The 13,740-nt window shown below is 65.5% G+C and carries 13 protein-coding genes; 7 read left to right on the top strand and 6 right to left on the bottom strand.

Annotated features, from left to right (window positions below; genetic code table 11):
* Positions 1–25: 25 nt before the first annotated feature.
* Positions 26–727 (top strand): fumarylacetoacetate hydrolase family protein, encoded by a 702-nt coding sequence (locus ACVWZM_RS34430; RefSeq protein ID WP_076825777.1) that lies wholly within the window; start codon positions 26–28, stop codon positions 725–727.
* Between the two features lie 67 nt (positions 728–794).
* On the opposite strand, the gene ACVWZM_RS34425 is transcribed toward ACVWZM_RS34430, so the two are convergent.
* A complete protein-coding gene (locus ACVWZM_RS34425) occupies positions 795–1,019 on the bottom strand; it encodes a hypothetical protein (RefSeq protein ID WP_456855701.1) in 225 nt (74 codons plus the stop codon).
* A 208-nt stretch (positions 1,020–1,227) separates the two neighbouring features.
* On the opposite strand from ACVWZM_RS34425, the gene ACVWZM_RS34420 reads away from it, so the two are divergent.
* Positions 1,228–1,500, top strand: coding sequence for a hypothetical protein (locus tag ACVWZM_RS34420; RefSeq protein ID WP_143029774.1), 273 nt, complete (start codon positions 1,228–1,230; stop codon positions 1,498–1,500).
* Between the two features lie 88 nt (positions 1,501–1,588).
* Here the strand turns inward: ACVWZM_RS34420 and ACVWZM_RS34415 are convergent, their stop codons facing one another.
* The 4 genes from ACVWZM_RS34415 to ACVWZM_RS34400 form a co-directional block, all read right to left on the bottom strand.
* Positions 1,589–1,966, bottom strand: coding sequence for an SPW repeat protein (locus tag ACVWZM_RS34415; RefSeq protein ID WP_456855700.1), 378 nt, complete (start codon positions 1,964–1,966; stop codon positions 1,589–1,591).
* An 18-nt stretch (positions 1,967–1,984) separates the two neighbouring features.
* Entirely contained in the window at positions 1,985–3,349 is a 1,365-nt protein-coding gene (locus ACVWZM_RS34410; protein ID WP_253589825.1) for an MFS transporter, read from the bottom strand.
* A 269-nt stretch (positions 3,350–3,618) separates the two neighbouring features.
* Complete coding sequence (ggt, locus tag ACVWZM_RS34405; protein WP_456855699.1) at positions 3,619–5,301, bottom strand: gamma-glutamyltransferase; 1,683 nt, start codon at positions 5,299–5,301, stop codon at positions 3,619–3,621.
* Between the two features lie 254 nt (positions 5,302–5,555).
* A complete protein-coding gene (locus tag ACVWZM_RS34400) occupies positions 5,556–7,253 on the bottom strand; it encodes an NAD-dependent malic enzyme (protein WP_456816313.1) in 1,698 nt (565 codons plus the stop codon).
* A gap of 325 nt (positions 7,254–7,578) precedes the next feature.
* Between ACVWZM_RS34400 and ACVWZM_RS34395 the strand changes: the two genes are divergently transcribed.
* On the top strand, positions 7,579–7,734 hold the full coding sequence (locus tag ACVWZM_RS34395; RefSeq protein ID WP_016843659.1) for a hypothetical protein: 156 nt from the start codon (positions 7,579–7,581) through the stop codon (positions 7,732–7,734).
* A gap of 90 nt (positions 7,735–7,824) precedes the next feature.
* Here ACVWZM_RS34395 and ACVWZM_RS34390 read toward each other — a convergent pair whose 3' ends face one another.
* Positions 7,825–8,754, bottom strand: a complete 930-nt coding sequence (locus tag ACVWZM_RS34390; RefSeq protein ID WP_141342913.1) for an aspartyl/asparaginyl beta-hydroxylase domain-containing protein — start codon at positions 8,752–8,754, stop codon at positions 7,825–7,827.
* Between the two features lie 355 nt (positions 8,755–9,109).
* Here ACVWZM_RS34390 and ACVWZM_RS34385 point away from each other — a divergent pair, with 355 nt between their 5' ends.
* The 4 genes from ACVWZM_RS34385 to ACVWZM_RS34370 are packed head-to-tail and all read left to right on the top strand — an operon-like array spanning position 9,110 to position 13,639.
* A complete protein-coding gene (locus ACVWZM_RS34385; protein ID WP_456855698.1) occupies positions 9,110–10,312 on the top strand; it encodes an ABC transporter substrate-binding protein in 1,203 nt (400 codons plus the stop codon).
* A 10-nt stretch (positions 10,313–10,322) separates the two neighbouring features.
* Entirely contained in the window at positions 10,323–12,050 is a 1,728-nt protein-coding gene (locus ACVWZM_RS34380; protein ID WP_456855697.1) for an FAD-dependent oxidoreductase, read from the top strand.
* Complete coding sequence (locus tag ACVWZM_RS34375) at positions 12,047–12,811, top strand: SDR family NAD(P)-dependent oxidoreductase (RefSeq protein WP_456855696.1); 765 nt, start codon at positions 12,047–12,049, stop codon at positions 12,809–12,811. The genes ACVWZM_RS34380 and ACVWZM_RS34375 overlap by 4 nt, the downstream gene beginning before the upstream one ends.
* 27 nt (positions 12,812–12,838) lie before the next feature.
* Positions 12,839–13,639: an IclR family transcriptional regulator gene (locus ACVWZM_RS34370; RefSeq protein WP_225644480.1), complete on the top strand. Its 801-nt coding sequence runs from the start codon at positions 12,839–12,841 to the stop codon at positions 13,637–13,639.
* Positions 13,640–13,740: the final 101 nt, after the last annotated feature.

Genomic DNA, 13,740 nt, shown 5'->3' with positions numbered 1-13,740 from the left:
TCCTTCAACCCTCCGGGACCCGTTCATGAACGCCGCATCCACCGTCATTCCGCTTCCCCCGCAGCCCTCGCTTCCCGTCGTCGGCGAATCCGGCACCTATCCGGTCCGCCGCATCTGGTGCGTTGGCCGCAACTATCTCGAGCATATCAGGGAGATGGGCAATGACGAGCGCGCGCCGCCGTTCTTCTTCGGCAAGCATGCCGACATGCTGGTGCCCGATGGCGCGATCATCCCCTATCCGCCGCTGACCAAGGACCTGCATCACGAGGTCGAGCTAGTGGTGGCGATGAAGAGCGGCGGGCTGAACATTCCCGCCGACAAAGCGCTCGAGCATGTCTACGGCTATGCCGTCGGCATCGACCTGACCCGTCGCGACCTGCAGATCGCCTCGCGCAAGAAGGAGCGGCCCTGGGAGATCGGCAAGTCGTTCGACTATTCCGCGCCCTGCTCGGCGATCCAGCCGGCCGCGAAGATCGGCCACCCGACCGCGGGCAAGATCTGGCTCACCGTCAACGGCAAGGAAGCCCAGAAGGGCGACCTCACCGAACTGATCTGGAACGTGCCTGAGATCATCTGGCAGCTCTCGCAGCAGGTGAAGCTCGCCGCCGGCGACATCATCATGACCGGCACGCCCGCGGGCGTCTCGCAGCTGCAAGTGGGCGACAAGCTCGAATGCGGTGTCGACGGCGTCGGCAAGCTCGCGGTGACGATCGGCAAGCCGGAATAACCGCCTCAGGAACGAGGCAAGGCCCAAAGCCCCGGACCTCAGGTCCGGGGCTTTTTGCTGTGCGCCATCAGCGCATCGTGCCGGGCATGCAGGGCGGCTCGGTGAAGGGAGCGGTCGCGAACGATCCAACCTTCGGCGCGCGCACGCAATCGGTGGTCTTGCTGCTGACCGTCGTTGTCGTCATCGAAGCATTGGCGCGCCGCACCGCAACGTTGTTGCCGGCGGCCGACGCCTGCGCCGAACAGGCGGCTGCGGCAACCAGCGCAAGCGCCGGGAGGGTCAATTTGGTCATGGGATTTCTCCGTACGGTGGGTGAAGCCGACCTAGCTCGGCTCCTGTGATCAAGGACCGCGAGCGCCCCGAAATTATTTCATCACGCGCGATCACCGCGCCGCGAGCGCCTGATCACTTCAGATGGAGCGGGGAATACCGGAACGACCGGGGCACTCCATGTCATCAAGGCCGCGCGCAAACGCGGCGATGACGGCATGGAGATTTTCATGATCGATCTTCGACGACCCGGCGTACGGCTTGGCTTGGCTGCGATTATGTCCGCGGCGATGGCGACCGCTTGCTTCGCACAGGCAGCGGTCCAGCAGCCCCGCGCCTACGCGTCAAACGAAACCGCGAGCAGGCCGTGGTCGGCGCCGGTCGGCCATCGCCAGCCGCGCGCCGCCGATGTTCCGGCGACGACATCGACATCGCAGCAGGTCATCGATCAGGAGGACGCGATCGTCGACCGCAAGATCAAGGGCATTTGCCGCGGCTGCTAGAGCATGATCCGGAAAAGTGCGAAGCGGTTTTCCGAGCAGGTCATGCTTAAAGACAAGGAGCCACACCTGGTCTCGCCAGCGGCGGATCCTACTGCCTTTCGGCGGCCTGCGGCGCCGCCGGGCCGAGATGCGTCTTCTCGTATTCGAGCCACAGTTCGAGCAGCGCCATGAATGCCACCACCGCGCCGGCGGCGATGGCAAAATGCATCGCGCGGGTATGCGTGAAGCCGAGCAGCCAGGGCGAGACGATCAGCCAGCATCCGACGACCAGGTTGATCCATTCTTCCCAGATCGAGAACGCGACGATCGCCGCCAGCGACATGATCGCGATCGCCGCGCCGCTGATCCTGAGATCGATCGCCGCGGTCGGATTGGCCCGCACGAACAGCCACGGCGCAGCGAGCAGGAAAATCGCTGCGATGAGGTTATAGAGATCGAGCGCGGATTCTTTTCGCCACTTCATCATCGATTGCTCCCTTGCTACTCAAACCCGCTGCTGATGCGCCTCGGGCGCATTGATGTCCCTGCCCGTGTAGTCGGTCATCATCGCGGTCGCGACCAACGTGATGATTGCGCAAGCCGCGATATAGGCCGCGATCGCGGTCGCCGAATGGAACGTGCCGAACAGCCAGGTCGCGATCAGCGGTGCCGGACCGCCGGCGATCACGGAAGCAAGCTGATAGCCGAGCGAGGCGCCGCTGTAGCGCAGGCGACCAGTAAAGCTCTCTGCGATCAGGGCCGCCTGCGGGCCGTACTGCATGTCGTGCGGAATCAGCGACAGGAAGATCGCAAGGAAGATGATCGTTTCCGATCCGGTGTTAAGCATCGCGAAATAGATGAAGCCGAACACGCCGGTCACGGCAGCGCCGATCATGTACATGTTCTTGCGGCCGATCTGATCGGAGATGTGCCCGCACAGCGGGATCGAGACGAACGACAGCACCGAGGCCGCGAGCACCGCGGTCAGCAGGAAGTCACGCGACACATGCAGCGTTCCGACGCCGTAGGAGAACACGAAGGCGGTGAAGATGTAGAACGGCGCCTGCTCGGACATCCGCGCGAAGGCGGACAGCAGGATCTCCTTCGGATGATCGCGGATCACCGTCAGCATCGGCGTGCGGTCGAGCTGACGCTCGGCCAGCAGCTTGCTGAACACAGGCGTTTCCAGAATGCCGAGCCGGATGTAGAGGCCGACACCGACCAGGACGATGCTGAGCGCGAACGGAATGCGCCAGCCCCACGCCAGGAACTGGTCGCCCGACATCTGGCTGAAAGCCAGCACCGCGAGATTGGCGAGGAACAGTCCGCAGGGCACGCCGAATTGCGGCCATGACGCGATCAGGCCGCGGGAGCGATCGTTGCGCGCCCATTCCATCGACATCAGCACCGAGCCGCCCCATTCGCCGCCGACGCCGACGCCCTGGATGAAGCGCAACACGGTCAGGATCACCGCGCCCCAGATGCCGATGCTGGAATAGGTCGGCACCAATGCGACCGCCGCGGTCGCCAGTCCCATCAACAGCAGCGTCGCGATCAGCGTCGACTTGCGGCCGATGCGGTCGCCATAGTGCCCGAAGATCGCAGCCCCGATCGGCCGCGCGACGAAGCCGACCGCATAGATGGCGAAGGCCTCGAGCGTGCCGACCCAGGGATCGGAATGCGGAAAGAACAGTTTTGCGAAAACCAGGCCGGTGACGGTGCTGTAGAGAAAGAAGTCATACCACTCGATCGCGGTCCCGACGGTAGAGGCGATCACCGCACGGCGCATCTGCAGCTGATGCTCGGATGGTGTGAGCCGGTTGGCGTCGAGGCCGGGGGTCGGACCAAGCATTGGGCCAAATCTTGCCATGGAGGTGTCTCCCTCGCAGGCCCCCGGACGGATATTGACTGTGGTTTGTTTGAGCACAAACGATAAGGCGCGCCGGAAAGTTCCACCGGAACGGACCGTCGAGGCTTGAACTTTAGTCGGCCTTCAGTCGGCCACGGCGAGCGACGGATCGCAACGCGTCGAGGGCGTCGTCCGCCACCGCTCGCCCACCGGCGGACCATGCTTCGCATATGGCTGCCGGATGCGCCCGGCAGCCGCCGGGCGGCTTCGTCAATCCACCGCGCTTCGTCTCATGACAGCCCGAGCGCCCGCCCGTCGCTGCGTGGATCATGCGCCCCGGTGATGCTTCCGTCAGCGTCGATCCGGATCGCACCCGGATGTCCTGCGAGCGGGCTCTGGGCTGGTATCGGACTGATTTCGTGGCCGCGCCCGGCGAGCGCCTTGAACACCTCTTCACCGGCATCCTTCTCCAGCTTCAAGCTGTCGCGCGCATCGGAGAACGTCTTGCCGAGCAGGAAGCGCGGTCGCGACAGCGCGGTGAGCGGATCCATGTTGTAGTCAATCAGCCTGGTCAGCACCGCCGCGAGCGTCTGCGGCTGGCCGTCGGCTCCCTGCGTGCCGTACAGCAGATGCGGCCGTCCGCTCTTGAGGTAGATTCCCGGATTGAGCGTGTGGAACGGCCGCTTGCCTGGCTTGAGGCAGTTGGGGCTCGCCGGGTCGAGGTTGAACGACGCACCGCGGTTGTGCCAGATGATGCCGGTGTCGCCGGCCACCATGCCGCTTCCCCAATCGTAGTAGACGGTTTGCAGCATGCTGACGCAATTGCCGTCCCGGTCGGTCGCGGCGAGATAAACCGTGTCGCCCTTCTTGAACACGTGCGGCCACGGCATCGCCTTCTCGAGGTTGATCGCCTTCGCGCGCGCGTCGAGGTAGCTCGCCGAGAGCAGCTGATTGACCGGAACGTCGACGAATTCCGGATCGCCGATGTAGCGGCTGCGGTCGATGAAGGCCTGCTTCACCGCTTCGACCAGCAGGTAATAGTAGTCCGCGCTCCCTTCCGGATATTTCGCGAGCTCGAAGCGGTCGAGGATACCCATGATCTCGAGTGTCGTGAGACCCTGCGTCGGCGGGCGCAGCCCGAGCAGCTCGCCGCCGCGATAGCCGACGCGCAACGGCGTCTCGTCGCGCGCGCGGCAGCGTGCCAGATCGTCGGCGGTCAGCGGCGAGCCGATCTGCTTCAGTCCGGCCGCAATGCGCGCGGCGAGCTTTCCTTCGTAGAAATCACGCCCGCCATTTGCCGCCAGCATCTCCAGCGATTTCGCGAGTTCAGGCTGGACCAGCGGCTCGCCGATTTCAGGCATCCGGCCGGCGGGCATGAAGATGCGCTGGATGTCGGGCCAGTCCCGCAGGTTCTTCGCTTCCATGTCCTGCCAGAAGCGCTGCGACGGCGTGACCGGGAAGCCCTTGCCGGCGTATTCGATCGGGCGCTCGAACAGCGACGCCCAGCTCTGCTTTCCGGCCCAGGACTTGCGGCTGAAATCGAACGCCTGGTCCCAGACGTCGACGGTCGTGGCCGCGGTCAGCGCCGACCCAGGCCCCCGGATCGGGACCGAGCCGCTGTAGTTCGGCAGGTTGAGCGCAGCCTGACCTGCACCGGACAGCGTCCGCACATTTCCCTTGCGGTCGCTGATCACCATGAAGCTGTCGCCGCCGAGGCCGCTGAAATGCGGATAGGTCACGCACAGCGTGGCACCGATGGCGATGACCGCCTCGATCGCATTGCCGCCCTTGCGCAGCACCTCGAGCCCTGCCTGCGTGGCAAGTTCGTGCGGGCTCGTCACCATGCCAGTCTTCGATCGCGCCAGCGCGCCCGTATTGTCGAGGGCCCGGAGCGGTCGCGGCGCCGCCGCGGCGACCGCCGTGAGCATGGACCCGACCAGCAACTCCCTGCGCGACATGCCAAGATTGGCCATTCGACTTCCCTCCCCGTTTCCTCGTTGTGTCGATGTTGTGCGATCGCGGGCTGCGGACACCGCGACGTCCAAATCCCCGAAGGACCGCCACTGGCATTTGGCATACCAAGATTGAAGAAAATTCTTACTTCGGTCAAGCCCGTTGAGAAGGCGTAAGCGAGGTCGAGCCCATCCTGACCCGATCATGATGGTCATAAAATCGATGCGGGGCCGCGCGCGGCCCGGAGGATCGCCCCGCGCCGACGCGCCGAGCTCTAAGCCCGATCGCTGCGGCGGTACGGCACGTAGCGCGGCGTCCAGACCTTGGCGTGAATCCGCGCCTCGACCTGGTCGATCGGAACGTTGCTCGCCAATCCCTCCTTGTGCGCCTGCAGCGCGACCGCAAGCGCCACGGTCTGCGAGACGTCGCGCAACGCGCTGACCGGCGGCAGCAGATTGTGCTTCGGGTTGTCGCGCGCCGGCGAGACGCTGGCCAGCGCCTTGGCGGCGGCCATGAACATGCCGTCGCTGACCCGGCTGGCACCGACCGCGAGCGCGCCGACGCCGACCCCCGGGAAGATGTAGGAGTTGTTGGTCTGGTCGACCTTGAAGCGCGCGCCGTCGCGCATGATCGGCGGGAACGGGCTGCCGACGCCGATCAACGCCCGCCCTTCGGTCCACGCCTCGATATCGACCGGCGTCGCCTCCTCGCGCGAGGTCGGGTTGGACAGCGGGAAGATCACCGGCCGCTTGTTGCACTCGGCCATCGCGCGGACGATCGGTTCGGAGAATGCGCCGGCCTGGCCGGAAACGCCGATCAGCACGGTCGGCCTGGCATTGCGCACGACGTCGAGCAGCGCGATCTTGTCGGGATGGCTGAGCTGCCAGCCCGCGATCGCCTGCCTGTCCTGCACGAACGGAAGCTGGAACGGGGCGAGCCCGCCCATGCCCTGGAGCAGCAGCCCGTCGCGGTCGACCATGAAGAAGCGCTTCGCCGCCTCGCTCTCCGACAGGCCGGCATCGACCATCGCGGCGCGGATCAGGCTGGCGATGCCGCAGCCGGCCGAGCCTGCGCCCAGCACGGCGACGCGCTGCTCGGTGAGCGGCACGCCGGTGACGTTGATCGCGGAGAGCAAGGTGCCGGTCGCCACCGCCGCGGTGCCCTGAATGTCGTCGTTGAAGGTCAGGAGCCGGTCGCGATAGCGCTCGAGCATGCGCGTCGCGTTGTTCTTGGCGAAATCCTCCCACTGCAGCAGGACGCGCGGCCAGCGCTTCACCACCGCCGCGACGAAAGCCTCGATGAAGTCGTCGTAGGCCTGGCCGCGAACGCGCTCGTTGCGCCAGCCGACATAGAGCGGATCGGCCAGGCAATCGGGATTGTCGGTGCCGACGTCGAGCATGATCGGCAGCGTCGTTGCCGGATGCAGGCCGCCGCAGCCGGTATAGAGCGCGAGCTTGCCGATCGGGATGCCCATGCCGCCGGCGCCCTGGTCGCCGAGGCCGAGGATGCGCTCGCCGTCGGTCACCACGATCGCCTCGACGTGATCGAAGCGCGGATGGGCGAAAATGCGGTCGATCCGGTGCTGATGTGGGATGCTGAGGAACAGCCCGCGAGGCTTGCGGAACAGCCGACTGAATTTTTGGCAGCCCTCGCCGACGGTCGGCGTGTAGACGATCGGCAACAGCTCTTCCAGGTTGCCGACCAGGAGCGCGTAGAACAGCGTCTCGTTGGTGTCCTGCAGCTCGCGCAGAAAGGCATAGCGCTCGATGTCGGTCTCAAAACCGCGCAGCGCCTCGAGGCGGCGCGAGACCTGCTCGTCCAGCGTCAAAATATTGGGCGGCAACAGGCCATGCAGGTCGAACGCCTCGCGCTCGGCCTCGGAGAACGCCGTGCCCTTGTTCAGCTGCGGATCGGCCAGCAGCTCGTAGCCGCTCAGCGCAGTGGTCGCAAAAGCTCCTGATGACTCCGACATGGCAAGGTCCCCTCAATGCGAAACGCCAGATCGGACGTTATCACGCCCACGTAACGGATCGGAGCGCGAAGGCGCGCCGCCGCGCAAAGTTGAACGGCCCCGACGCTGCGGCTGCACCTCCTGATCGACACCAACATACCTTGGTATAGCCCGCCTGATTCCTTGTGATGGCCCGTGCTTACGCCCGTACAGTTGAGCGATGGCGAGAGATTTTTACACTCGCGGCTACTCCAACGTGATCAGGATCACTGCTCCGAGCCGTCAATCGCAAGACTGTCACGCGTGGCAGGTGTCGACTGGAACGCGGGTTTCGAGGACCACTCAGATGATCGTCAACATTCAGAAGCTGAACGGCCTGTGGCACCTGATCGTCGGGTCGTGCAAGATCCGAACTCCGTTCCTGGAGACCCAGGACAGGGAGTGGGTCGTCGCCTATGCCAGGCGAATCTACCCTGGCGCCAAGGTTTTCGAGCGCGACTGACGCTGTTCCGCCTCACAGCTCTCGTCCCAGACAAAAAGCCCCGGAGCATGCTTCGGGGCTTTTGCTTCCAACGCGGCAACGCCGCCGCGGTCAGTGCAGCGCCGACATCACGATCAGGCCGAGGATCAGCGCGGTCGCGGAATATTTGAGCGTGTAATACACGTTCCGATTCCACTCCTTCACCTTGCGGCTGGCGAGATGGATCTCGTAGAGCTTGCCGAACACCTTGTTCAGCGCGCCGACGTGCTCGCCGTCAACGTTCTGGGTCGCCGACGCCTTGACGATGTTGTGGCTGACCCAGCGGTTCATCGCCGTCATGAAGCCGAACTTCATCGGGCGCTCGACGTCGCAGAACAGGATGATGCGGTTGACGTCGGTCTTGTTCTCGGCGCTGTGGATGAAGGTTTCGTCGAACATGAAGGCCTCGCCGTCGCGCCAGACGCATTCGACGCCGTCGACGAGGATGCGGCACTGGTTCGAGTTCGGCGTCACGAGGCCGAGGTGATAGCGCAGCGAGCCGGCGAAGGGATCGCGGTGCGCCCCGAGCTTACCGCCCGGCGGCAGCATCGCGAACATCGCGCCATGCACGTTCGGAATCGAGTTGAGCAGCTCCACCGTCTTCGGGCACAGCGTCCGCGCCGACGGCAGGAAGTCGTCGTACCATTTCAGATAGAAGCGCTTCCAGCCGCTCTTGAAGAAGGAGTAGAAGCCCCAGTCGTTGTTCTTGGCCGCGGCACGGATGAAGCCTTCGTCGAACAGGCGCGTGGCCTCGTCCCGGATCGTCTCCCAATTGTCGGAGAGCTTCTTGAGCTCGGGAAACTGCTCAACCGGAATCACCGGCGTGTTGGGCACGGCGGAGCCAGCATACATCAGCACATTGTAGGGCGCGAGGTAGGTCGAGTGATCGCCGAGCTGGCGAGCGAAGCGCAACCGATGCTTGCCGCGGAAGTGGACGTAGAGCGTAGAGGCCACCAGCACGTAAAGAATGACGAGCTGCGGCGCGAAGAGCTGTCTCAACATGATCCGTCTATGATCGCTGCCCGCCGACGCCCTTCATGCCCCGCCCCGCAGGAGCCTTGCCCTTCACGGGCGGCCCGGTCCGGGCGGCGAGACGCGTCGCCGTCCGCGAAAACTCCCCTGTTTCATAGTGACTTGGCACTGCGGCGCGGTCTGGCAAATGAGCCGGAAATCGTTGCCGCGGTGCCGTCCCGGACGAGCCAATGTAAGCGTTCGCTCACCAAATGTGAAGCATCGCACCGCACTGGTGCCAACCTTGTGACACTATTCACACATCGAATTCGCCATTGACAAACTGATTAGACAATTCCTAATCCTGAGATGACCCGCCGAAGAACGCGGACATCCAAAGGGAGGAATGATGAGACAGTTTCTGGCGGCAGCCATTGTCGCGGTGATCACCACGGCCGCTCACGCCCAGGTTTCCGACGACGTCGTGCGCATCGGTGTGCTGACCGACCTGTCGAGCTGGGGACGCGACAATTCGGGCCCGGGCTCGGTCGAGGCGGCCAGGATGGCGGTCGAGGAATTCGGCCCCACCGTGCTCGGCAAGCCGATCGAGATCATCTCCGCCGACCACCAGATGAAGACCGATGTCGGCGTGCAGATCGTGCGTGGCTGGTTCGACAACGGCAAGGTCGACGCCGTCGTCGACATCCCGAATTCCGGCATCGCGATCGCCGTGCACAACATGGTGCGCGAGCGCAACAAGATCGCGCTCTTGTCAGGTCCCGGCGCGAGCTCGCTGACCGACGAATTGTGCAGCCCCAACACGGTGCATTTCGCCTACGACACCTACGCACTGTCGAAGGTGACGGCCTCGGCCGTGATCAAGGAAGGCGGCAAGTCCTGGTTCTTCGTCACCGCGGATTACGCCTTCGGCCAGCAGCTCGAGAAGGACGCGACGCGCTTCATCAACGAGATGGGCGGCAAGGTGCTCGGCAGCGTCAAGCATCCGACCAACACCGCCGACTTCTCCTCCTTTGCGCTGCAGGCGCAGAGCTCGAAGGCCGACGTGGTGGCGTTCGCCAATGCCGGTCAGGACACCGACAATTCGATCAAGCAGTCCGGCGAGTTCGGCCTCGTGCAGGGCGGCCAGAAGCTGGTCGGGCTCTTGATGTTCGACACCGACGTGCATGCGATCGGCCTCAACGCCGCGCAGGGCACCTATATGACGACGGCATCGTACTGGAACATGGACGAGAAGACGCGCGCCTGGTCGAAGAAGTTCCACGCCCGCGCCAATGTGATGCCGACCATGATCCAGACCGGCGTCTACGGCTCGGTGCTGCATTATCTCAAGGCGATCCAGGCCGCCGGCACCGACGATCCGAAGGCGGCGATGGCCAAGATGCGCGAGCTGCCGATCGAGGACACCTTCGTGCATGGCGGCAAGCTGCGCGAGGACGGCCGCGTGATCCGCGACATGTATCTGGCGAAGGTGAAGAAGCCGTCGGAGTCCAAGGAGCCGTGGGATTATCTCGACATCGTCAAGACGGTGAAGGGCGAGGATGCCTATCGTCCGATCTCCGAGTCGAAGTGCCCGCTGCTCAAGAAATAGGATCGATCGCGTGGCCAACGAACAAACCCAGGAAACGTATCATTGCGACGCGCTGGTCGTCGGCTCCGGCTGCGCCGGGCTGTCGGCGGCGGTCACCGCCGGCCATCACGGCCTCAAGGTCCTGGTGGTCGAGAAGGAGCCGCGGTTCGGCGGCACCACCGCGCGCTCCGGCGGCTGGCTGTGGATCCCCGGCACCTCGCTGGCCAAGGCCTGGGGCATCGAGGAGAGCCCCGATCAGGCCAAAACCTATCTGCGCCACGAGGCCGGCAACAGCTTTGATGCCGCGCGCGTCGATGCGTTCCTGACCGAAGGGCCGAAGGCGGTCGACTTCTTCACCACCAGCACCGCGGTGCGCTTCGACATGCCGCTGACCTTCCCGGACTATCATGCGGAAGCGCCGGGCGGCGCGCAGGGCGGCCGCTCGATGGTGACGCGGCCGTTCGACGCCCGCGAGCTCGGCGACGCCCTCAAGAATCTCGGCAGCCCCCTGCCCGAGCTCACCGTGTTCGGCATGATGCTCGGCTCCGGCAAGGAGATTGTGCATTTCATGCGCGCGACGAGATCGCTGACCTCGGCGGCCTATGTCGCCAAACGGCTGTCGAAGCACGCCATCGACGTGATGCGCAACGGCCGCGGCATGACGCTGACCAACGGCAACGCGCTCGCCGGACGGCTGGCGAAATCCGCCTTCGACCTCAAGATCCCGCTTTGGCTCAACTCGCCGGTGCGCGAATTGATCGTCGAGAACGGCGTGGTCCGCGGCGCGGTCGTCGTGCGTGAAGGGCGCACGATCCGCGTCAACGCCAAGCGTGGCGTGGTGCTCGCCTGCGGCGGTTTTCCGCATGACGTCGCGCGACGGCAGAAGATGTTTCCGCATGCGCCGACCGGAAAAGAACATTATTCGCCGGGCCCGACCGGCAACACCGGCGACGGCTTGCGCCTTGCGGAATCCGCCGGCGGCCGCGTCGACGACTCGCTGCCGAATGCCGCGGCCTGGGTGCCGGTCTCAGTCACGACGCGCAAGGACGGCTCGAAAGGCGTGATGCCGCATTTCATCGATCGCGCCAAGCCGGGCGTGATCGCGGTGATGGCCGACGGCAGGCGCTTTGCCAATGAAGGCAATTCCTACCACGACTTCGTGCAGGCGATGATCAAGGCGGCGAAGCCCGGCGAGGAGATCGCGGCGCATCTCATCTGCGATCACGAGACGCTGCGCAAATACGGCCTCGGCTGCGTGCCGCCGCGCCCGATGCCGCTCGGCCATCATCTGAAGACCGGCTATCTCAAGCGCGGCGCGACGCTGGCGGAGCTCGCCGCGCAGGCCGGCATCGACGCCAAGGCGCTCGAGGCGACCGTCGCGGAGTTCAACACCACCGCGGCGGAGGGACGCGATCCCGCCTTCGGCAAGGGCTCGCGCGCCTATAACCGCTACCAGGGCGATGCGCTGCACGGGCCCAATCCCTGCATCGCGCCGATCCAGCACGGGCCGTTCTACGCCATCAAGATGGTGATCGGCGATCTCGGCACCTATGCCGGCATAAGGACCGATGCCAATGCCCGCGCGCTCGACGCCGACGGCCGGCCGATCGCCGGCCTCTATGCCGCCGGCAACGACATGGCGAGCATCATGGGCGGCAACTATCCCGGCGCCGGCATCACACTCGGGCCTGCGCTGACCTTCGGCTACATCGCGGGCAGGCACATCGCCGGCGTGGCGGCGGAAGGAAGCGCGCCATGAGCGCAATGGCGACCCTGCTCGCAGGCAAGCGCGCGCTGGTGACCGGCGCTGCGCACGGCAACGGTCGCGCCATCGCGCTTGGCCTCGCGGCGCATGGCGCGGACGTTGTAGTGACCGACATCGATCGCGCCGGCGCCGAGCAAACCGCGGCCGACATTCGCCAGCACGGCCGCGCGGCATGGCCGTTCGAGCTCGATGTCACCGATGCGGAGGCGTGCTCCGCGCTGGCGCAGCGTGCGGCGCGCGAGGTCGGGCCGATCGCGATCCTGGTCAACAATGCCGGCATCATCATCCGTGAGGGCATCGGCTCGCCCCGTGCACGCGAGAATTGGCGGCGGGTGCTCGACGTCAACCTGACCGGCACATTCAACGTCACCCACGCCTTCCTGTCGGCATTGCGCGAGACGCGCGGCACGATCATCAATCTCGGCTCGATCGCGTCCTTCCTCGGCGTTGCCGATACGCTGGGCTATGCGCCGTCCAAGGGGGGCGTCAAGCTCCTCACCCAGGCGCTCGCCCGCGAGCTTGCCGCCGACGGCATTCGTGTCAATGCGATCGCGCCCGGCATGATCGAAACGGCGATGACCGAAGCGACCCGCAACGACCCGGACCGGCTCGCCGGATTTCTGGGCCGCACACCGCTCGGCCGCGTCGGGCAGCCGGAGGAGCTGGTCGGCCCGGTGGTGTTCCTCGCATCGGAGCTGGCATCTTATGTGAACGGCGTGACCATGCCGGTCGACGGAGGGTTTCTCGCCGTATAAGCACATTGTCGGAGCTGGCAGGGCCACATGACGAGAGAGAGCCGCGGCATACAGTCGATCGAGGTCGGCGGAGAATTGCTCCGCGCGCTGGCCCGCAGCGGCGAACCGATGATGCTGCGCGATCTCGCCCGCGAAGCCGGCATGCCGCCGGCCAAGGCGCATCCCTATCTCGTCAGCTTTTCCCGCATCGGCCTGATCGAGCAGGACGAGACCACTGGCCGTTACGAGATCGGGGCGCTGGCGCTCGAGCTCGGCCTGATCAGCCTGCGCCGGCAGTCGGCGGTACGGATCGCAACGCCGCGGATCGCAGCGCTCGCCGACAGCATCAATCACGCGGTGTCGCTGTCGGTCTGGGGCACCCACGGTGCGACCGTGGTGCGGCTCGAGGAGCCGAGCCATCCGGTGCATATCGCGATGCGCGTCGGATCGGTGGTGGCGCTGCTCGAGACCGCGACCGGCCGCGCCTTCGCCGCCTTCATGCCGCCGAACGCAATCAGGACCGCGCTCGACAGTGGCCTCGATCGCCTCGGCGTCGGCTACAATCCGAAGCGTCCGCCGGCGGACGCGAAGACGGCCGATATCCTCGCCGAGGTCCGCAGCCGCGGGCTGGCGCGGGCGATCGGCGATCCCTTGCCCGGCGTCAACGCCTTCGCCGCGCCGGTGTTCGATCACGCCCGCCACGTCGCGCTGGTCATCACAGCGATGGGCCCGGAGGGCACCTTCGACGCCAGCTGGGACAGCGCAATTGCAACTGCGCTGCGCGATTGTGCGGGCGAGATCTCACGGCAACTGGGGCACGGCACAGCGCCGGCGACCGAAAGACCGTGACCTAAGCACGCTCGTCCGGCTCCCTCCTCGCGCGCAAGTGCCACTGAGTTGCCCTACATGGCAAGTCCTCCGGTGCTTATCCGGAGCACAACTCAGTGTAT

The sequence above is a fragment of the Bradyrhizobium sp. USDA 4501 genome (genome assembly GCF_054062115.1).
This window is presented reverse-complemented; position numbering and strand designations above follow the sequence as displayed.

Bases quoted from the DNA above. Each gene is read 5' to 3' on its own strand.
- ggt (WP_456855699.1), bottom strand. From the start codon at position 5,301: ATGGCCAATCTTGGCATGTCGCGCAGGGAGTTGCTGGTCGGGTCCATG.
- ACVWZM_RS34395 (WP_016843659.1), top strand. From the start codon at position 7,579: ATGATCGTCAACATTCAGAAGCTGAACGGCCTGTGGCACCTGATCGTC.
- ACVWZM_RS34370 (WP_225644480.1), top strand. From the start codon at position 12,839: ATGACGAGAGAGAGCCGCGGCATACAGTCGATCGAGGTCGGCGGAGAA.
- ACVWZM_RS34410 (WP_253589825.1), bottom strand. From the start codon at position 3,349: ATGGCAAGATTTGGCCCAATGCTTGGTCCGACCCCCGGCCTCGACGCC.
- ACVWZM_RS34430 (WP_076825777.1), top strand. From the start codon at position 26: ATGAACGCCGCATCCACCGTCATTCCGCTTCCCCCGCAGCCCTCGCTT.
- ACVWZM_RS34400 (WP_456816313.1), bottom strand. From the start codon at position 7,253: ATGTCGGAGTCATCAGGAGCTTTTGCGACCACTGCGCTGAGCGGCTAC.
- ACVWZM_RS34425 (WP_456855701.1), bottom strand. From the start codon at position 1,019: ATGACCAAATTGACCCTCCCGGCGCTTGCGCTGGTTGCCGCAGCCGCC.
- ACVWZM_RS34390 (WP_141342913.1), bottom strand. From the start codon at position 8,754: ATGTTGAGACAGCTCTTCGCGCCGCAGCTCGTCATTCTTTACGTGCTG.
- ACVWZM_RS34385 (WP_456855698.1), top strand. From the start codon at position 9,110: ATGATGAGACAGTTTCTGGCGGCAGCCATTGTCGCGGTGATCACCACG.
- ACVWZM_RS34375 (WP_456855696.1), top strand. From the start codon at position 12,047: ATGAGCGCAATGGCGACCCTGCTCGCAGGCAAGCGCGCGCTGGTGACC.
- ACVWZM_RS34420 (WP_143029774.1), top strand. From the start codon at position 1,228: ATGATCGATCTTCGACGACCCGGCGTACGGCTTGGCTTGGCTGCGATT.
- ACVWZM_RS34415 (WP_456855700.1), bottom strand. From the start codon at position 1,966: ATGATGAAGTGGCGAAAAGAATCCGCGCTCGATCTCTATAACCTCATC.